The organism is Sphingopyxis macrogoltabida (assembly GCF_001314325.1).
Taxonomy (GTDB): Bacteria; Pseudomonadota; Alphaproteobacteria; order Sphingomonadales; family Sphingomonadaceae; genus Sphingopyxis; species Sphingopyxis macrogoltabida.
In genome coordinates, this window is record NZ_CP009429.1 from 2,745,873 (window position 1) to 2,765,995 (window position 20,123).

The following is a 20,123-nucleotide window of genomic DNA, read 5'->3' on the forward strand; positions in this document are numbered from 1 at the left end:
CGAGCCTTGGCGCCGCCCGGCAAAGGAGTCAATCGGCGAGCGCGCGGATCGCGTCGTTTTCGTGCACATGGGAGCCGGACCCGCCCGCCCCGGCGAGCCGAACGATCGCCGCGGCGACCGTCGCGCCCGGAATCGAGCGGTACCGCCGCAGCGATCCGTGCATCAATGCGTCGGTGAGCGGCGCCGCGAGCATCGCGATCCCCTCGCCCAGCCGCGGCGGCCCTTGCCGGTCGCCGGTCAGCAGGCCGGGCCGCAGGATATCGAGCCGGCCGAAACCGAGCCCGCGCAGCGCATCCTCGACCTCGCCCTTGGTGCGCAGGTAGAAATTGCGGCTTTTCGCCGCCGCGCCGACCGAACTGACCGCGATCAGATGCGACGTCCCGGCGTCTTTCGCCGCCGCCGCGACCGCCAGCACCAGGTCATGGTCGACGGCGCGAAACGCCGCCTCCGACCCCGCCTGACGGATCGTCGTACCGAGGCACGAGATGAGGATGGCAGGCCTCTCGGCCGCGATGATGCCGGGCCAGCGATCGGGCGCGGCGCGCTGCAGCCGGTGCTGCGGGGGAAAGTCGCCAGTGTCGCGGCGCGCGAGGATTGTCAGCGGCTGTGCCGTCGCCTGCTCGGCCACCGATCGCCCGACCATGCCGGTCGCGCCGACGATCAATGCATCAGGCATGCGCTAACGCCCCCGGCACCGCATCGCGGCCAAAGATGTCGGCATAGCGGTCGATGGCAAAGCGGTCGGTCATCCCGGCAATATAATCACCGATATGGCGCACTGTCGCGCCTTCTTCGCCGGGCACGCGCGACGACCAGTCTTCGCCCATCAACCGCGGATCGTCGGCATAGGCCGCGAACAGCCGCCCGATCACCTCGCTCGCCGCCGCCGCCGCGGCAAGCTGTTCGGGATGGTGATAAAGATTGGCGTACATAAAGCGCTTGAGTTCGCGCTCTTCGGCGGCAAGGCCTGCCGAAAAGCCGCCGAGCGGGCGCCCGGCGGCGCGCACATCCTCGACGCTCGCGACGCCCGCCGCCGCGACATTCGCCTGCGTCGATGCGATGACGTCGTTGACCATCACGCCGATCTGGTCGCGCACGAGTTCGCGCAGCAGCCGGTCGCGCGGCGCCCCGGGAAAGCGATCCTCGACGGCGCGATAATTGGCGGCGACAAAGGGCTGTTCCATCAACTGGCCGAGATCGAGCAGCCCCGCGCGCAGGCCGTCGTCGATATCGTGATTGTCATAGGCGATATCGTCGGCGACGGCCGCGATCTGCGCCTCGAGGCTGGCGTGGCTGGACAGGTCGAGCCGAAAGTCGGCGTCGATTTCGGACAGCGCCCAGCCCGGCCGGGTCACCGGACCATTATGCTTTGCGAGCCCTTCGAGCGTTTCCCACGTCAGATTGAGCCCGTCGAAGCGCGGATAAGGACATTCGAGCCGCGCGAGCGTGCGCAATGTATGGCCATTGTGGTCGAAGCCGCCGTGCGCGGCCATCGCGGCCTTCAGCGCATCCTCGCCCGCATGACCGAACGGCGGATGACCGATATCGTGGGCAAGGCAAAGCGCCTCGGTCAGATCTTCGTTGAGCCCCAGCGCGCGGGCGATGCCGCGGCCGATCTGTGCGACCTCGATGCTGTGGGTCAGTCGGACGCGATAATGGTCGCCGTCGGGGGCGACGAACACCTGCGTCTTGTGGCGCAGGCGGCGGAAGGCGATCGAGTGGATGATGCGGTCGCGATCGCGCTGAAAGGCATCGCGCGGCCCGCGAACGACGCGGCCGACCTCTTCATAACGGCGTCCGCGGCTCTGCGCTGGATCGCTGGCGCACTCCGCGACCCTCACTTGACCGGGTCGACTTCCTGGCCGGCTTCGCTGTTGAACAGGAAGCCGTCGCCGCCCGCTTTCTTGTAGCTCGCCAGCCAGTCTTGCGCTGCCTTACGGTCCTTGAACGGTCCGACGAGCAGGCGGCGCGTCCGCCCCCATTCGGCGGTAGCGGCCGACTTGCCCTTGAAAATATCGGAGCTCTTCTTGGCGAATTTGCCAAAATCCGTCGCCAGCGCCCTGGCATTGGCGCCCGTCGCGACCTGCACCCAGATGCGCGCCGGATTGGCCTTTTTCTCGGCCGCTTCCTCTTTCGCCTTGGCCTCGGCTTCGGCCTTCGCTTTCGCCGCAGCGGCGTCCTTCTCGCGTTTCGCCGCCTCGGCGGCTTCGGCGCGGCGGCGATCTTCCTGCAGCTTCGCCAGCGTGTCTGCGCCGATCGCGTCGGCGGGACGCGCCAGTTCCTCGGCCGGAATCTCGATCGATCCAGCGATATCGGCGAGCGACGCGAGCGGCGCAGCATTGACAGGTGCGGGCGCAGCGACGGCAGCAGCAGGCGCGGGAGCGGGCGTCGAAGGCAGCGGCACGGCCGCAGGCTGCGCCGACGGGGGCGCAGGCTCCACGGCGGGAGTGGGCGCTGGCGCCGGCGACGACCGGATATCGGCAATCGAGAAGCCCGGTCCGACCGGCCCGGCATCGCGGTTCACCGCCACACCGATCGGCGCCGCCGTTGGAGCCGGAGCGGGGGCCGGTGCCGGAGCGAATGTCGGTGTCGGAGCCGGAGTTGGCGCGGGGGTCGGAAGAGCTGCGACGACGGTCGGGGCCGGGACCGGGGCCGGTGTCGGCGCGGGGGCGGGCCGCGGCGCGGGCGTCGATGCCGGCGCCATCTGGATCGGGGTTCGCGGCGCCGCAGCGGACGCTTCGGCAACGCGGCGGACGGGAGCCGCCGGCACCGTTTCGCGCACCCGCTGACGATCGCTGCCCTGCCGTCGTTTGCCGGGCGCCGATGCCGGCGCAGGTGCCGGAGCGGGCGTTGCCGCCGCGACCTGCACCGGTTTGCGCCGTGGCCCCAATTCGCCGGCAGGGAAGCGTCCGAAATGCGCCGCGGCGGCCTGTTGTGCCGGATTGAGCCGGTCCATCTTGGTCAGATAAGGCAGGATATTCTGCGCAAGTTGCGGCGGCATCGTCGCGTTGACGACCTGCGTCGCCTCATCCTCGCGCCCCGCAATCGCCAGCATCATCGCACGCAGCCGCCAGGCCCCGCGATCCTGCGCGCGCAATTGCGGCGTCAGCAACTGGATACCGCGATCCGCCTGCCCGCTGATCGCCAGCGACAGCGCAAAGCGGCGCGTTAATTCGTCATTGGGCGCGATCGACAGCGCGAGCTGATAGTCGCGCTGCGCCGCATCCTGCTGCCCGAGCAGGTCGCGCGCCAGCCCGCGATCGGCAAGGAACAGCCGTTCGGGCGCGCCCAGAAGCTGCGCCTCGCCAAAATAATCGAGTGCGCGGGTCGGGTTTTCCATATGGACCGCCGCCGATCCAAGTGCCGCCTTGACCGCCCCGTCGCGCGGGTTGGCCTGTTCGGCACGGACGAGGAAACCTAGCGCCGCGCGATAATCCTCGAGGTCGATCGAAGCCCGGCCGGCGTCGAGCAGCGCGGCGGGATCGCTATTGTTCGCTGCGATGCGCGCCAACGCCGACGACAGCAGCGTCCGCGCCGTGGTACGCTTGTCCATCGCCGCCTTGGTCGCAGCATCGGGCGGCGTGACCTGCATGGCCAGCGCCGGCGATACGATCGCCGTACCGAGCGACAGAGCGAAGAACGCGCGGGCGAGATGCCGCACGCGTCCCCGCCTGCCCGTCCAGTTTACTCGCCGCATGGGCAAATCATCCCGAGTTCCGGCCGCCTTGCCCATCAAATCGCTACGGCCGCGCGAGCCCCGTTACTGGTTGTTCTGTCGCCCAAGAAAGCGCGGGATATCGACCCCGTCTTCCTTCTCTGCCTCTTCGCCATCGACCTGCGTCGATCCGCGCGACAGCCGCGACATCCGCTCGAACAGCGTCCCGCCGCCAACCCCGCGTGCCGGCGATTCAGCGGCCGGAGCAGCCGGCGACGGACGATATTCGGCGACCGGCGCTTCGGGCTGGCCGAGCACCAGTTCGTCGGTGGTGTCGTCATATGTTGCCGCGACCTCCGACAGGACCATCGGCTCTTCTTCGGCTTCCACCGCCGGAGCTTCGGCCTGGACATCGTCGTTGAGCGAGAAGCCGGGCGCCGGGTCGTTGTCGACCGCCGGGGCCGCTTCGGCCACGGGCTCCTCCGCGACAACCGGCTCGATCGCTTCCTCGACGACCGGGGCCGGCGCCGCCGTGCGCGCCGGAGCGAAGGAGAAGCTGCGCGTCGCGGGCGAAGCCTGCGCCGCCGTTTCACCATTGCTGTCGATGCCAGTGGCGACGACCGAAACGCGGATCTTGCCGTCGAGGCTATCGTTGAAGGCGCTGCCCCAGATGATGTTGGCATCGGGATCGACCAGCTCGCGAATGTGGTTCGCGGCTTCGTCGACTTCCATCAGGCGCATATCCTCGCCGCCGGTGATCGAGATGATGACGCCCTTCGCGCCCGCCATCGACACGCCGTCGAGCAGCGGATTGGCGATCGCCTTCTGCGCGGCTTCGAGCGCGCGGCCATCGCCTTCGGCTTCGCCGGTGCCCATCATCGCCTTGCCCATTTCGCGCATCACGCTGCGCACGTCGGCAAAGTCGAGGTTGATCAGGCCGGGCATGACCATCAGGTCGGTAATGCCGCGAACGCCCTGCTGGAGCACTTCGTCAGCCATCGTGAACGCTTCCTTGAAGGTCGTGTTCGGATTGGCGACGAGGAAGAGATTCTGGTTCGGAATGACGATCAGCGTGTCGACATGGTCCTGCAGCTCGGCAATGCCGGCCTCGGCGGACCGCATGCGGCGCTGGCCTTCGAAAGTGAAGGGCTTGGTCACCACGCCGACGGTCAGGATGCCGCGGTCGCGCGCGGCCTTGGCGATCACCGGGGCAGCGCCGGTACCGGTGCCGCCGCCCATGCCGGCGGCGACGAAGCACATGTGCGCACCGTTCAGCGCCTCTTCGACCTGCGCGATGCTTTCCTCGGCTGCCGCGCGGCCGACCTCGGGCCGCGACCCCGCACCCAGACCCTGGGTGATCTGTGTCCCCAGCTGGATGCGCCGTTCGGCCGGCGAGGCGTTGAGCGCCTGCGCATCGGTGTTGGCGACGATGAAATCGACGCCCTCGACACGCGCGGCAATCATGTTGGCGATGGCATTGCCCCCTGCGCCACCGACGCCGATCACCGCGATCCGCGGCTTCAGCTCATCGACCTGCGGCGGGCCAATATTGATGCTCATCAATCGATCTCCCTGCAGCGGCGAACCGGCGCCGCTTCCCTCACCATGCGACCCTGCCGTTCGGTGGTCGAACCGCCCGGCTTTCTTTCCGTGCATTGCACTATTGTTACGCGGGAATCACCCAAAAAATTAACCTTTTCGTCGCTCTGCATTCAGAAACTGCTTTTCAGTGCCGCCATCAGCCGTTGAATGATCCCGGCGCCCTTCGGCCGGTACACGTCCTGCCCCATCATGGGCAGGTCGCGCAGGTCAACCGGGTCCGACGCGGCATAGAGAACCAGACCCGCGAGCGTTGCGAAAGCCGGTCCCGAATGCGCATCGGGCAGGCCGTGCAAGCCGCGCGGTCGCCCGACGCGCGCCGCGCGGCCGAGCGCGCTCTGGGTATAGTCGGCAAGGCCTTTCAGGTCGGCACCGCCGCCGACCAGAACGACCTGGCGACCGATCGGCCCGACGAAATGCAGGTCTTTCAGCGTCCTGCCGATCTCTCCCATCATCGCGTCGAGCCGCTGGCGGATTACCGAGACGAGCTGGGCACGCGTGATGCGCGGAGAATCGCTGCCGGCCGGGGCGCCTGGTTCGAGTTCGATGATCTCGTTATTGTCGCGCGGGCTCGCCGACGCCGAACCGTAAAAGCTCTGAAGCCGCTGCGCCTGGCTGCGACGGATACCGAACGCCGAGGCGATGTCGTCGGTGATGTCGCTGGCGCCGAACGGCAGCGACGCCATTTCGACGAGCATGCCGCCGGCATAGAGCGAAACCGTCGTCACGGCGGCACCCAGCTCGACAAGCGCGACGCCGAGGTCGCGTTCCTCGTCGGACAGGCACGCCAGCCCCGCCGCGATCGGCGACGCAACGACCGCGCGGACGTCGAGATGCGCCTGCCTGACCGCCGCCTCGAGGTTCCGTACCGGCGCCCCGTCGGCCATGATGATATGGATATCGACCCCCAGCCGGTCGGCGTGGAGGCCGATCGGGTTCTTGACCCCGGTCAGCCCGTCGAGCGTGTAGAGTGCCGGCTGCGCATGGAGGATCATCCGCCCTTCGGGGTCGATCCCTGCGCGGCCCGCGGCGAGCAGGTCGTCGACATCCTCCTGCTCGATGCGGTGGCCGCCGAGTTCGCTCTCGATCGGCGCGACGTCGCTGAGCAGGCTGCCCGCCGAAAAGCTGACCCAGACATCGTCGATATTCAGTCCCGCGATACGCTCCGCCTGCTCGATCGCCTCGCGCACGATATGCTCGGTCTGCTCCATATCGGCGACATAACCGCGCTGGACGCCGCGGCTTTCGCGCTGGCCGGTGCCGAGGACATGAAGCTGGCCGTCGGCGGTCTGTCCGGCGATGAGCGCGCAGACTTTCCACGACCCGACATCGAGCGCGGTAATGATCTTCTCGATCCGCGGGGGCGCCATGACCTTATCCCTTCTCCGCCGCGCTTGCCGTCGCGACGGCATCGACCGCGGCGCGCGCATCGTCGAGCTTTGCGGGCGCCACCTGACCTTCGTGCGGCAGGCGTAGCACGAACCGTTCGGGATCGCGCATGTCGAAACGCAATATGCCGCGCCCGAGCAGGCGGTTGGCACCGTCCATATGCGCGAACTTCGCGAGCGCCGCCTTCGCTTCGGCTTCGCCCTCGGGCAGCGACAGCGTTTCGCCGCTGCGGAAGCGCAGGTCCCAGCGGCGATTGCCGACCCAAGTTGCCCCCGCGAGCAATTCCTTGAGGCTGCTCGCCTCGGCCAGCAACCGGTCGAGATCCTGCGAACGCTGGTTCGCCTTCGGCCCGATGACGAGCGGCAGGTCGGGCATCGTCGCAACCGATACGGGTTCGAGCACGACGCCCTTTTCGTCGATCAACGACAGGCGATTATTATGCTGCCAGATCGCCGCCGGGGTGCGTTCGACGATATCGACGACGAGCGTATCGGGCAGCCGTCGCGAGACGCGCGCATCCTTGATCCAGCCATAACGCATCAGGTCGTGGCGCACCTCGGCGATATCGACCGCCGCCATCGAGCGATCCTTCTGCGCCAGCGCGATGTCATAGACCTTCAGCCGGTCGATGCGGTCGGCGCCGACAACCTCGACCTTCTTGACCTGAAAGCCCGCGCGGCCGACCGCTTGCGCCCATTCCTCGTTGACCTTCGCCGTCACACCCGTCGCATGCGCCGCAAGAGCGAGAACCGCCGCGACGCTGAGGCCTACCGTCCAGTTGGCGATCCGCTGCAGACGCTGCGGGCTGACCGGCAGCGCATTGATCAACGCGTTAACCCGCGACGTCTTGATCGTCTTGCGCTTCTTCGGCGCGCGCGCGGGCCGCCGCGGCGGCGCCTTTCCGCGCTTGATCTGCGTTTTGCTCATGATAACGCTTCCCCCACGATGCGTTCGACGAGTTCGGCATAATCCATGCCGACGGCGCGCCCCTGTTCGGGCACCAGACTGAGCGGCGTCATGCCGGGCTGGGTATTGACCTCGAGCAGGAAGATGCCCGCGAGGCCATGCTCGTCGTCCCAGCGGAAATCGGAGCGCGAAGCGCCCTTGCAGCCGAGCAGACGATGCGCCTGCAGCGCGAGGTCCTTCATCCGCTGCGCGACATCTTCGGGCACCTCGGCGGGGCACACATGCTCGGTCAGGCCGTCGGTATATTTGGCGTCATAGTCATAGAAACCCGACTTCACCCGCAGTTCGGTGACGGCCAGCGCCTTATCGGCGAGCACCGCGACGGTCAGTTCGCGCCCCTTGATGAAGGGCTCGGCGAGCAGCCGGTCGAACTCCTGCCAGGGACCGACGGCGTCGCGCGCGATCGGGTTGCCGTAATTGCTGTCGTCCCGGACAATGGCGACGCCGACCGACGAGCCCTCGTTGACCGGTTTCAGGACATAGGGACGCGGCAGCGGGTCGATCGAAAAGAGGCTTTCACTGTCGACCATCGTCCCCGTCGGCATCGGGATACCATGCGGGACGAGCGCCTGCTTCGTCAATTCCTTGTCGATCGCGATCACCGAGGTGACGAGCCCGCTATGGGTATATTTGAGCCCCATCAGGTCGAGCATGCCCTGCACCGTCCCGTCTTCACCCGGGACGCCGTGGAGCGCATTGAAGACGACGTCGGGCTTCGCCTCGGCAAGCCGCAGCGCCACGTCGCGGTCCATGTCGATGCGCGTGACCTTGTGGCCGCGCGATTCGAGCGCATCGGCAACGCCTTTGCCGCTCATCAGAGACACTTCGCGCTCTGCCGACCAGCCGCCCATCAGGACGGCGACATGCCACGGACCCCGGCTCACTTCGCCACTCCCACGCGCTGAATCTCCCATTGCAGTTCGATGCCGTTCTTCGCTTTGACGCGGCGGCGGACTTCCTCGCCGAGCGCCTCGATATCGGCGCTCGTCGCCTCACCCGTGTTGATGAGGAAATTGGTGTGCTTTTCGCTGACCTGCGCCCCGCCGACGGCAAAACCGCGACAACCGGCCTCATCGACAAGCTGCCACGCCTTGTGGCCGTCGGGGTTCTTGAAGGTCGAGCCGCCGGTCTTCGAGCGCAGCGGTTGCGACGCTTCGCGGCTCGCCGAAATGCGGTCCATTTCGGCCTGAATGGCGGCAGGCTCGCCGGGGCGGCCGCGGAAGGTCGCGCCGGTCACGACCGCGCCCTCGGGCAATTCGCTGTGGCGATAGGTGTAGCCGAGGTCGGTGAGCGGCAGCGTCCGCTGCTCGCCCGAGCGCAGCACGACATCGCAATCGATCAGGATATCCTTGACCTCGCCGCCATAGGCGCCGCCGTTCATGCGGACGAAGCCGCCGACGGTGCCCGGGATCGAGCGCAGAAACTCCATCCCCGCGATGCCCGCGTCGCGCGCGGTCGACGAAACGAGGATGCCCGACGCGCCGCCGCCGCAGCGCAAGGTTGTCGCGTCGATCGCTTCGACCTTCGCGAACGCCTTGCCGAGCCGGACGACGACGCCCGGAAAGCCGCCGTCGCGGACGATCAGGTTCGAGCCGAGGCCGAGCGCCATCACCGGGATCGCGAGATCGAGATCGCGAAGGAAATCGGCGAGGTCGTCGGCATCCTTCGGCTCGAACAGCCAGTCGGCGGGGCCGCCCGACTTGAACCAGACGAGCGGCGCCAGCGGCGCCTTTGCCGTCAGCTTGCCGCGCACGGCGGGAAGGGTTTCGGCGGCGCTCATACCGCCTCGACCGCAGCAGCAAGGCCTGCCGCCATCTTGGTGATGTCCCCCGCCCCGAGACAGATCACCATGTCGCCCGCGCCCAGATCGCCGGCCCTGAGGCTCGCGGCGATGCTCGCAGCCAGCGCACCCGCGTCGACGACGACATTGGCCTGCCGGTGCCCGCGATCGCGCAGCCCCTGCACCAGCGCATCGGACGACACGCCGTCGATCGCGCTTTCGCCCGCTGCATAGACCGGCAGCGCCAGCACCATGTCGGCGTCGTTAAACGCCTGCTGGAAATCATCCATATGGTCGCGCAGCCGGGTAAAGCGGTGCGGCTGGACCACCGCAACGACGCGCCCCGCGCCTGCCCCTTCGCGCGCCGCCGAAAGCACGGCGCGAATCTCGACCGGGTGGTGTCCGTAATCGTCGATGACCGTGACGACGCCCTCCCCCGCCGCGATCTCGCCGACCTTGGTGAAGCGGCGCTTGACCCCGGCAAAGCCCTTGAACCCCGAAGCGATCTTGTCGTCCGAAACCCCCATGTGCAGCGCGACCGCGACCGCCGCGAGCGCATTCTGGACATTGTGGCGGCCCGACATGGGCAGGTGAATGCCCTCGATCGTCCGGCTGCCGCCGTCGCGGTCGCGGACGACGACGTCAAAGCGATTCCCGTCGGGGCCCGGTGTCACATTGGTACCGCGCACGTCGGCCTGAGCGGAGAAGCCATAGGTCACGATCCGCCGGTCGCGGATGCGCGGGATGATCGCCTGCACCTCGGGATGGTCGAGGCAGAGCATCGCCGCGCCATAGAAAGGCACATTCTCGATAAACTCGACGAAGGCGTCCTTGATCGCGTCGAAGCTGCCATAATGGTCGAGATGTTCGGGATCGATGTTGGTGACGACCGCGATCGTGCCGTCGAGGCGCAGGAAGCTGCCGTCGCTCTCGTCGGCCTCGACCACCATCCAGTCGCTGGCGCCGAGGCGCGCGTTCGACCCGTAATTGTTGATGATGCCGCCGTTGATCACCGTCGGGTCGATCCCGCCCGCGTCGAGCAGCGCCGCAACGAGGCTCGTCGTCGTCGTCTTGCCGTGCGTCCCCGCAATCGCGACCGTCGATTTGAGCCGCATCAGTTCGGCGAGCATCTCGGCGCGCCGGACGAGCGGGATGCGATGCGCCAGCGCCGCCTCGACCTCGGGATTGCCGCGCTTGACCGCAGTCGAGGTGACAACGACCCCCACGCCCTCGACATTCGCCGCCTCGTGCCCGATCGCGACCTTGATCCCGCGCCCCCGCAGCCCCTCGACGACATAGCTGTCGGCGATGTCGCTGCCCTGCACCTGATAGCCGAGATTGTGCATCACCTCGGCGATGCCCGACATGCCGATCCCGCCGATGCCGATGAAATGGATGGTGCCGATATCGGTCGCAACGCCGCGCATCATTCGCCTCCCGCGCGCGTAGCCGCAACACCTGCCGCGACTGCGGCGCTGCGCGACGATGCGCCGACGCGGATGACGTCCATCATCGGCGGCGCGGCGAGCGATTCGACAAGGTCGGCGAGGTTGCGCGTCGCATCGGGCAGGCCGCAGCTTGCGGCGCGCTCGGCGGCTTCCTCCAGCGCGCCGGGTTCGAGCGCCATGCGCTGGATGTGCTTCGCGACCTCGCCGGCCTTGAAATCGCCTTGCGCAAAGGCGATCGCGCCGCCCGCCTCGACCATGTCGACGACATTATAGGTCTGGTGATCGTCCATCGCGTGCGGATAGGGAACGAAGATCGCGGGCCGGCCGGCGCAGGTGAGTTCGGCGACCGTCGACGCGCCCGCGCGCGCGATGACCAGATGCGCCCAGCGCAGCCGCTCGGGAAAATCCCTGATATAGGGCGTGCATTCGGCGGCGACGCCCAGCTCCGCATATTTGGCGCGCACCGTCTCCAGATCGTCCTCGCGGCACTGCTGGACGACTTGCAGCCGGTCGAGCAGCGCCCGCGGCAGCATCGCGATCGCGGCAGGGACGACGTCGCTCAGCACCGTCGCGCCCAGGCTGCCCCCGACCACAAGCAGGCGGAAGATGCCGTCCTCGGGCAGCGGCGGGAAACCGTCGTCGCGGATCGCGATAATCTCGTCGCGCACGGGGTTGCCGGTGATGTGCAGCTTGGCCTCATGTCCCGCCGGGAAACGCTGGATATTGCGATAGGCGACCGCGACCGCATCGACGCGCGGCGCCATCATCCGGTTGACCCGGCCGAGCACCGCATTTTGTTCGTGCAGGACGCGCGGCCGCCGCGTCGCGCCCGCAGCGAGCAGGCTGGGGAGCGAGGGATAGCCGCCGAAGCCGACGACCACCGCCGGATCGAATTCACCGATCAGGTCGATGGCCATGCGGCGGCCCGTGCGGATCGCCAGCGCCGCCTTCAGCCAGCCGACGGGGCCGCCGGAGACGCGGCCGGCAGGAAGGACATGCGTTTCCAGTTCGGCGGGAGCGCCCGGGATCTTCAGCCCGCGATCATCGCTGACCAGCGCCACGCGATGGCCGCGCGCAATCAATTCGCCGGCGAGGGCGTAGGCAGGCAGCATATGTCCCCCCGTCCCGCCGGCGGCGAGCAGGAAGTGGCGCGTCGCTGTCATGTTTGGGCGCTCATCTTTTGTTCCAGTTGCGGGTCATCGATATCCGCGCCGCATAGGGGTTTCGCCGGGTCAGCGACAAGAGCAAACCCATGCCCATCGACAGCGCGAGGAACGAAGAGCCGCCATAGCTGATGAACGGCAGGGTCATGCCCTTCGACGGAAAGAGCTGGGTGTTCACCGCCATGTTGATCGTCGCCTGCCCGCCGAACTGTGCGATCAGCCCCGCGACCGCAAGGATGAGGAAGCTGTCCTCCTCGTCGAGCAGGCGGACGAGCACGCGCACGATGATCGCGAGGTAGAGGATCGCGATCGCGATGCACGCGATCATCCCGAACTCCTCGCCGATGACCGAGAAGATATAGTCGGTGTGCGCCTCGGGAAGCTGGAACTTGGCGAGGCCCGCACCGGGACCCGTCCCGATCAGCCCGCCGGCGGTCAGCGTCGCATGCGCCTTGTCGACCTGAAAGCTGTCGCCTTCCGCGAACAGCCAGATGTTGATCCGCTGCTGCGCGACCGGATAGAAGAAATAGGCAAGCACGAGGCCGACGACCCCGGCCCCCGCAAGACCGGCCAATATGCGCATCGACAGCCCGGCGACCATCACCAGCACGAGCCAGGTCGCGACGAAAATAACCGTCTGCCCAAGGTCGGGCTGGCCCATCAGGAGCAGCGCGATGACGCCGGTCAACACGAGCGCGAGCGGCACCACCGGCAGGCTCTGGTCATGCAGCCGCAGCGACAATATCCATGCGAGCGACACCGCAAAGAAGGGCTTGAGGAATTCCGACGGCTGCAGGCGGAAGGCGCCGCTGCCGATCCAGCGCTGCGCACCGTTCACCGATGTGCCGACCAGCGGCACGAGAAACAGCAGGAGGAGAAAGGCTATCGTGCCATAAATGGCAAAGCGCCGCGCCTGCGGCTTCGGCAGCATCGACACGGCAAGCATCACGGGGACACCGACCATGACCCACATCAACTGGCGATAGAAATAATAGAGTGGATCAAGCGACGCGGTCGAGGTCGACAATTTCTGTGCCGCGACCGGCGATGCCGCAGCAACCGCGACCAGCCCGACGGCGATCAGCATCGACACCAGCAACAACAGCACGCGGTCGATTTCCCAGAACCACAGCCCCAGCGGGGTGCGGTCGGCGCGGCTAAGGCGCGGCCCGCGACGTTTGACGGTGCGGGTTGTGGCGATGACCGGCCGTTCCGACGTCGCGTCCATATTATCCATTCCCCCGCTCATGCCCCAAGCGCCTGCACCAGCCCACGAAAAACATCGCCGCGCTGCTCATAATCCTTGAACTGGTCGAACGACGCACAGGCCGGCGACAGCAGGACGACATCGCCGGGTGCGGCCGCCGCGGCGGCATGCGCGACGGCGGTCGCAAGGTCGCCCGACCGGTCTACCGGGATGGCATCGCCGATTTCGGCCGCGAACGGCTCCATCGCCTCGCCGATCAGATAGGCGCGTTTGACATGGCCGAACCAGGGACGACAAGCCTCCAGCCCGTCGCCCTTGGCCTGCCCCCCGGCAATCCAGTGCAAACGCTGGTCCGGCGCCGGCGGAAATGCCGCCAGCGCCGGTGCAGCGGAAGCCGCATTGGTCGCCTTGCTGTCGTTGTACCAGCGGGCGCCAGCGGCTTCGCCGACCAATTCCATGCGATGCGGCAGCGCGTTGTACGTCGCGAGGCCGCGTTCGATCTGTTCGTCGTTCAACCCCAGCACGCGGCACACCGCGATCGCGCACACCGCGTTCTGGGCATTGTGCGGCCCCTGCAACGCGGGCCAGCGCATCTGGTCGGCGGGATCGATATCCTTCGCCGAGACGCGGTGGAGGCGGTGGTTGATGCGGCTCGCAATCGCTTTCGACGGGCCGTCGTCGACCGCGACGATCGAAACCTGATCGCGATGCTGCAGCCCGAACAGCCGCGCCTTCGACGCGGCATAGCCCTCGAAACCGTCATAGCGGTCGAGATGATCGGGGGTGATATTGGTCAGCACCGCGACGTCGCAGGCGAGGCTGTGCGACAGGTCGATCTGGTAGCTCGACAGTTCGAGCACATAGACCCCGCCTTCGGGCAGCGGATCGCGCGACAGGATCGGCAGGCCGATATTGCCGCCCATCAGCGTGGGGATACCCGCGCTTTCGAGCATATGGGTAACGAGCGCGGTGACCGTCGACTTGCCGTTGGTGCCGGTGATGCCGACGACCTTGTGCGGCGGCAGGTCGGCGCGCGCTTCGGCGAACAATTCGATGTCGCCGATCACGGGGACATGCGCCTCGCGCGCATGCGCGACGATCGGATGGCGGTTGAGCGGCACGCCCGGCGACACGACGACGCCCGCGAACCCGATCAGGTCGACTTCCAGAGGGTCGCCGATGTCGGCGTTCAGCGCCATCGCCTCGTCGCGCGCGGCCTCGCGGTCGTCCCACGCGGTGACGCCCGCGCCGCTGGCGACGAGCGCCTCGACGGTCGCCAGACCCGAGCGCGCCAGTCCCAGCACCGCATAGCGGCGGCCGGCAAAGGCGCGCGAGACGATCACCGCAGCTTCAAGGTCGCGAGCCCTGCGAGCGCGAGGACGATCGAGACGATCCAGAAACGGATGACGACGGTGGATTCGGGCCAGCCGAGCTGTTCGAAATGGTGATGGATCGGCGCCATGCGGAAGACCCGCTTGCCGGTGCGCTTGTACCAGAAGACCTGGATGATCACCGACAGCGCCTCGACCACGAACAGTCCGCCGATGATGACGAGGACGAGTTCATGCTGCGCGGTCACCGCGATCGTCGCCAGCGCGCCGCCCAGCGCAAGGCTGCCGGTATCGCCCATGAACACCGCGGCGGGCGGCGCATTGAACCACAGGAAGGCGAGGCACGCGCCGATGATCGCCGCAGCGAAGATCGCCAGCTCGCCGGCGCCGGGCACATGCGGGATGCCCAGATATTCGGCGAACTTCACGTTACCCGACAGATAGACGATGACCAGAAACGCCAGGCTGGCGATGATCACCGGGAAGGTCGCGAGCCCGTCGAGCCCGTCGGTCAGGTTCACCGCATTGCCGAAACCGACGATTAGCACCATCGCAAAGATATAATAGAAGGGGCCGAGCGGCACATAGACGTCGTTGAAAAACGGCAGATACAGGTCGGTACCGGTGCGCGAAACGATCAGCAGCACCGCGACCCCCGCGATCACGAACTCGATCAGCAAGCGGACGCGCCCCGGAATGCCGCGGTGGCTCGACTTGGTCACCTTGTCATAATCGTCGAGAAAACCGACGATGGCAAAACCGCCGGTCACGAACAGGCACGCCCAGACGAAGCGATTCGACAGGTCCATCCACAAGAGCGCCGAGATCATCAGCGAAATCAGGATCATCAGCCCGCCCATCGTCGGCGTGCCCTTCTTCGCGAGATGGCTTTGCGGGCCGTCGTCGCGGATCGGCTGTCCCTTCCCCTGCCGCATGCGCAGCATCATGATGAAGCGCGGCCCGATCCACAGGCCGATGATCAGCGCGGTCGCCACCGCGGCGCCCGACCGGAAGCTCAGATAGCGAATGAGGTTGAGCACCCCCGGAAAGCCAAGCCATTCCGCCAGCCAGTATAACATCAATAATCCCCGTTGGTCAGCGCCGTCACGATATGCGACAGGCCAACGCTGTTCGACCCCTTGACCAGCACGGCGTCGCCGGCGCGGATCAATTCGCCCAGCCGCGCCTTGGCGGCCTTATGGTCGGCCACATGCGCGAAATCGATGCGCCCCTCAAGCGCTTTGGCGAGCGGCGCCATCTCTTCGCCGACGAGCAGGGCGAAACGCACCCCGGCCGCGACGAGCGGAGCAGCAAGCGCCGCATGATAGGCTTCGCTGCCCGCGCCCAGTTCGCGCATCGCACCCAATATGGCGATGCGGCGCCCGGCGGATTCGCTGCCAAACTGCTCTATCGTTGCCGCCATCGAGGCCGGGTTGGCATTATAGCTTTCGTCGATGACGAGGATATCAACGCCGGACACCGCGACGCGATGCCGCGCCCCGCGTCCGGCGAGCCCCGCCATCTCGGCGAAGGCCAGTCCCGCAGCAGGCAGGTCGCCGCCGACCGACTTCACCGCGGCAAGCACCGCAAGCGCGTTCGATACCCAATGCGCGCCCGCCTGCGCGATGGTGAAACAGAGCAATGCGTCCTGCACCTGTGCCGTCACCAGCGAACCGCCCTGCCCGTCGGACAGCCAGTCGACCGCGCGCACGTCGGCGCCGTCGCCGAGGCCGAAGCTCACGACATGGGCCGCGTGCCGCTCCGCCTTGGCGCGCAGCCGCGCATAATGCGGGCTGTCGAACGGCACGATCGCGGTGCCGCCGGGCTCGAGCCCCTCGAAAATCTCGCCCTTCGCGTCGGCGATCGCTTCCTCGCTGCCGAAAAATTCCATGTGCGCGGGGGCGATGGTGGTGACGATGGCGACGTGCGGGCGCACCATGCGGGTCAGCGCGGCGAGTTCGCCGGCGTGGTTCATCCCCATCTCGAACACGCCATAATCGGCGGTCGACGGCATGCGCGCGAGGCTGAGCGGCACGCCGACATGATTGTTGTAGCTTTTGACCGAGCGGTGCGCCTTGCCGGGGCGGAAGCGGTCGAGCGCCGCGAACAGCGCCTCTTTTGTCCCCGTCTTGCCCGCCGACCCGGTGACGCCGATGATGCGGCCATGGCTGCGCGCGCGCGACGCGACGCCCAGCGCGTCCAGCGCGGCAGCGCTGTCGGCGACGCGGACGTGCGGATGGTCGATCGCCGTTTCGCAGACGATGCCGGCCGCGCCCGCGGCGATCGCCTTGTCGATAAATTCATGCCCGTCGGCGAACTCGCCCTTCATCGCGATGAAGAGGTCGCCTTTGGTAACCTCGCGCGAATCGAAAGCGACGCCCTGGACGGTGAAATCGGCGCTGGCGCTGCCGCCGGTGGCCGAAGCGATGGCGCGCGCGGTCCACAGCGGGTTCATGCCGCCTCCTCGCGCGCGACGGCCACGTCGTCGAACGGGATGACGCGCATCGCGTCGCCGCGACCGACAATCTGACCCTGCTCATGCCCTTTGCCCGCGATGCAGACGATATCGTCGGCACCCGCATCGGCGATGGCCGCGGCAATCGCGGCGCGGCGGTCGCCGATATTCCGCGCATCGGGGGCGCCATCGGCAACCGCGGCGCGGATCAGCGCAGCATCCTCGCCGCGGGGATTGTCGTCGGTGATGATTGCAAGATCGGCCTTGGCGGCGGCGACGCGCCCCATCTCCGGCCGTTTGGCCTGATCGCGGTCGCCGCCTGCGCCGAAAACGAGGATCAGCCGCCCTGCCGCATGCGGCCGCAGCGCGTCGAGCGCCGCTTCGATGGCGTCCGGCGTGTGGGCATAGTCGATATACACGGGCGCACCGGCCTTGGTAATCGCAGCGCGTTCGAGGCGCCCGCGCACCGGCTGGAGACGCGCGAGATTGGCCAGCGTCTGGCCGACATCGCCGCCCGTCGCGATCACCAGCCCCGCCGACACGAGCGCATTGGCCACCTGATAGGCGCCGATCAGCGGCAGATCGACCTTCCAAGTCGCATCCCCCGCCGCAATCGTCAGCGACTGCCCCAGTTGCGTCGGCTCACGCGAGACGAGGCGCAGATCGGCGCCCCCTGCTCCGACGGTCACCAGCCGCACGCCGCGCGCCTTCACCGCATCGATTACCGCCGGCGAATATTGGTCGTCGGCCCACACCACCGCGCTTCCGTCCATCTCGACGACTTCGCTGAACAGTCGCAGCTTGGCGGCGAGATAGGCCTCCATCGTACCATGATAATCGAGATGGTCGTGGCTGAGGTTGGTGAAGGCCGCCGCCTTCACCTTCAATCCCTCGGTGCGATACTGGTCGAGGCCATGGCTCGACGCCTCGAACGCCGCGTGCGTCACGCCTTCGGCGGCGAGGCCCGCCATATTGCCGAGGAAGGTCACGATGTCGGGGGTCGTCAGCCCGGTCGAGGCGCTGTCCTGCGACGTCGTGATGCCAAGCGTCCCGATCGATGCGGCGTTGAATCCGGCCATCCGCCACAACTGGCGCGTCATCTCGACCGTCGAGGTCTTGCCGTTGGTGCCGGTCACCGCAACACAGGTCGCGGGAAAGCGATGGAAGAAGCGCGCGGCGATATGCGCAAAGGCGCGGCGCGGATTGGTGTCGGCCACATGCACCGCGCCCTCGACCTTCGCTTCGGGCCGCGCGACGACCGCAATCGCCCCCGCCGCAATCGCTTCTGCAATGAAATCCTCGCCGTTGAACCGTTCGCCGACGAAGGCGCCGAAGATCGTTCCGGGCGCGACCTTGCGATGGTCGATGGCAAGCCCGGTCACCACCGGGTCGGCGCCTGCCAGCCGTTGATCGTCGAGCAGCGCCGCCAGACGCATTACTCCTTTTCCCCGTTTTTCCACAGCAAGGGGGTCAGTTCGGACACGTCGACGTCGCGCGTCTCGTCGGGGAAGACGCCGAGCATCGGCCCCGCGCGCATGACGACCTTCTTGACGACCGGCGCCGCGGTGTAGCCCGCGGTGCGCTGACCCGAGCTGAAGGCATTGCCCTTGGGCTCGTCGATCATCGCGAGCACGACATAGCGCGGATTGTCCATCGGGAAGGCCGCCGCAAAGGTCGCAACGACCGACGTACGGTTATAGCCGCCGACGCCCGGCTTTTCGGCGCTGCCGGTCTTGCCGCCGACCCGGAAACCCGGCGCGTCGGCCTGGCGCCCGGTGCCGTCGGAGACGATCAGGCGCAAAAGCTGGCGCATCCGCGCGCTGGTCGAAGCCTTGAAGACGCGGCGCCCCTGCGGCGGTGCCTTGTCGCCGAGCTTCATCAGCGTCGCCGGGCGCCAGATGCCGCCGTTGACCAGTGCGGCATAAGCGCTGGCGAGATGCAGCGGCGTGACCGCGATGCCATGACCATAGCTCGCCGTCATCGTCGTGACGCGGCCCCAGTCCTTGGGCCAGAGCGGAAAGGCGCGTTCCTTGAGTTCGATATGCGGGCGGCCGTCGAATTCGAGGTCGCGGAACAGATGCTCCATCTTTTCGCGGCCAAGCTGGTCGCCGATCTGCGCCGTCACGATGTTCGAGCTGTGGATGAGTGTCTCGGGCACGTTGAGCCACCGGCCCATGCTGTGCGAATCGCGGATCTTGAAACCGGCGATGGCGAGCGGCTTGGTCGCGTCATAGCGCTTGGCCATGCTCGTCACGACGCCATTGTCGATCGCGGCGCCGATGGTCAGCGGCTTGAAGGTCGAACCGAGCTCGTAAAGATTATAGGTCACGGCGTTGCGCCGCGTCGTCGGATCGCTGCCGGTCAGCTTGTTCGGGTTGAACGTCGGCAGCGACGCCATGGCGAGCACCTCGCCCGAATGCACGTCGAGAATGATCCCCGCGCCGCCAATCGCCTCGAGATTGGTCACCGCATTGCCGAGTTCGCTTTCGAGCACGCCCTGCACGCGCGCGTCGATCGACAGCGCCATCGGTTCGCCGCGCGTCGCCTTGTTGACGAGGCGATCGTCGAACGCGCCTTCGACCCCGGTAACCCCATGTCCTTCGGCATTGGTGAAGCCCAGGACGTGCGCCGCCAGCGAAAGCTGCGGATAGAGACGTTCCTTTTCGCGCGGAAAGTCGAACCCGACGTCGCCGATCGCGTTCACCGCAGCGACCTGGTCGGGCAGCGCGCGGCGGCGGATATAGGTCGGACGCGGTCCGCTCAGCTTGGCGAGAAATTCCTCGCGCGTCGTGTCGGGGAAGATCTTGACCAGCTCGTCGGCCAGATATTGCCGGTTATTGAGCAGTTTTTCGGGAACGACGCGGATCGAATAGCCATCGATGGTGCGCGCGAGCGGCACGCCGTTACGATCGACGATATCGGCGCGCGCCGGCACGAACGCCGCCGAGCCCGAACCGCGGCCGGTCGAAGTATCGAAAACCGCGAAATAGAGCAGCCGCATCGACACGAGGAAAAATGCCGCCATGAACAGCAGCATCAGGATCATCAGTCGCTGCTGCGCGGTCAGCAATATCTGCTGCCGCACCCCCGCGGTACGTACCCGGGCCGGACGGACGACCAGCGTGTTCAT

The 20,123-nt window shown here is 67.3% G+C and carries 16 protein-coding genes; all 16 read right to left on the reverse strand.

What is annotated here, in order from left to right; genetic code table 11:
* Positions 1 to 28: 28 nt before the first annotated feature.
* The 16 genes from LH19_RS13525 to LH19_RS13600 all read right to left on the reverse strand — a co-directional run bounded on the left by LH19_RS13525 (position 29) and on the right by LH19_RS13600 (position 20,123).
* Positions 29 to 676, reverse strand: coding sequence for an NAD-dependent epimerase/dehydratase family protein (locus LH19_RS13525; RefSeq protein ID WP_054728842.1), 648 nt, complete (start codon positions 674 to 676; stop codon positions 29 to 31).
* Positions 669 to 1,841: a deoxyguanosinetriphosphate triphosphohydrolase gene (locus LH19_RS13530; protein ID WP_054728845.1), complete on the reverse strand. Its 1,173-nt coding sequence runs from the start codon at positions 1,839 to 1,841 to the stop codon at positions 669 to 671. Before LH19_RS13530 ends, LH19_RS13525 begins: the two co-directional genes overlap by 8 nt.
* Positions 1,838 to 3,661, reverse strand: coding sequence for a tetratricopeptide repeat protein (locus LH19_RS29710; RefSeq protein WP_261340294.1), 1,824 nt, complete (start codon positions 3,659 to 3,661; stop codon positions 1,838 to 1,840). Before LH19_RS29710 ends, LH19_RS13530 begins: the two co-directional genes overlap by 4 nt.
* Before the next feature lie 99 nt (positions 3,662 to 3,760).
* The gene (gene ftsZ / locus LH19_RS13540) at positions 3,761 to 5,215 is read right to left on the reverse strand and encodes a cell division protein FtsZ (RefSeq protein WP_054728848.1); all 1,455 of its coding nucleotides are present in this window, start codon (positions 5,213 to 5,215) and stop codon (positions 3,761 to 3,763) included.
* 152 nt (positions 5,216 to 5,367) lie between these two features.
* The gene (ftsA, locus tag LH19_RS13545; protein ID WP_054728851.1) at positions 5,368 to 6,624 is read right to left on the reverse strand and encodes a cell division protein FtsA; all 1,257 of its coding nucleotides are present in this window, start codon (positions 6,622 to 6,624) and stop codon (positions 5,368 to 5,370) included.
* 4 nt (positions 6,625 to 6,628) lie between these two features.
* Entirely contained in the window at positions 6,629 to 7,570 is a 942-nt protein-coding gene (locus LH19_RS13550; RefSeq protein ID WP_054728853.1) for a cell division protein FtsQ/DivIB, read from the reverse strand.
* A complete protein-coding gene (locus LH19_RS13555; RefSeq protein ID WP_054728856.1) occupies positions 7,567 to 8,493 on the reverse strand; it encodes a D-alanine--D-alanine ligase in 927 nt (308 codons plus the stop codon). Before LH19_RS13555 ends, LH19_RS13550 begins: the two co-directional genes overlap by 4 nt.
* Positions 8,490 to 9,389, reverse strand: a complete 900-nt coding sequence (murB, locus tag LH19_RS13560; RefSeq protein WP_054728862.1) for a UDP-N-acetylmuramate dehydrogenase — start codon at positions 9,387 to 9,389, stop codon at positions 8,490 to 8,492. Before murB ends, LH19_RS13555 begins: the two co-directional genes overlap by 4 nt.
* A complete protein-coding gene (murC, locus tag LH19_RS13565; RefSeq protein WP_054733546.1) occupies positions 9,386 to 10,816 on the reverse strand; it encodes a UDP-N-acetylmuramate--L-alanine ligase in 1,431 nt (476 codons plus the stop codon). Before murC ends, murB begins: the two co-directional genes overlap by 4 nt.
* Positions 10,816 to 12,000 (reverse strand): undecaprenyldiphospho-muramoylpentapeptide beta-N-acetylglucosaminyltransferase, encoded by a 1,185-nt coding sequence (gene murG, locus LH19_RS13570; RefSeq protein ID WP_054728864.1) that lies wholly within the window; start codon positions 11,998 to 12,000, stop codon positions 10,816 to 10,818. The genes murC and murG overlap by 1 nt, the downstream gene beginning before the upstream one ends.
* 10 nt (positions 12,001 to 12,010) lie before the next feature.
* Positions 12,011 to 13,237, reverse strand: a complete 1,227-nt coding sequence (locus LH19_RS13575) for an FtsW/RodA/SpoVE family cell cycle protein (protein ID WP_407696659.1) — start codon at positions 13,235 to 13,237, stop codon at positions 12,011 to 12,013.
* Positions 13,238 to 13,245: 8 nt separating this feature from the next.
* On the reverse strand, positions 13,246 to 14,550 hold the full coding sequence (murD, locus tag LH19_RS13580; RefSeq protein WP_054728867.1) for a UDP-N-acetylmuramoyl-L-alanine--D-glutamate ligase: 1,305 nt from the start codon (positions 14,548 to 14,550) through the stop codon (positions 13,246 to 13,248).
* Positions 14,547 to 15,617: a phospho-N-acetylmuramoyl-pentapeptide-transferase gene (gene mraY / locus LH19_RS13585; RefSeq protein WP_054728872.1), complete on the reverse strand. Its 1,071-nt coding sequence runs from the start codon at positions 15,615 to 15,617 to the stop codon at positions 14,547 to 14,549. Before mraY ends, murD begins: the two co-directional genes overlap by 4 nt.
* Complete coding sequence (locus tag LH19_RS13590) at positions 15,617 to 16,993, reverse strand: UDP-N-acetylmuramoyl-tripeptide--D-alanyl-D-alanine ligase (RefSeq protein WP_054728875.1); 1,377 nt, start codon at positions 16,991 to 16,993, stop codon at positions 15,617 to 15,619. The genes mraY and LH19_RS13590 overlap by 1 nt, the downstream gene beginning before the upstream one ends.
* Entirely contained in the window at positions 16,990 to 18,429 is a 1,440-nt protein-coding gene (locus LH19_RS13595; RefSeq protein WP_054728879.1) for a UDP-N-acetylmuramoyl-L-alanyl-D-glutamate--2,6-diaminopimelate ligase, read from the reverse strand. The genes LH19_RS13590 and LH19_RS13595 overlap by 4 nt, the downstream gene beginning before the upstream one ends.
* Positions 18,429 to 20,123, reverse strand: a complete 1,695-nt coding sequence (locus LH19_RS13600) for a peptidoglycan D,D-transpeptidase FtsI family protein (protein WP_054728883.1) — start codon at positions 20,121 to 20,123, stop codon at positions 18,429 to 18,431. Before LH19_RS13600 ends, LH19_RS13595 begins: the two co-directional genes overlap by 1 nt.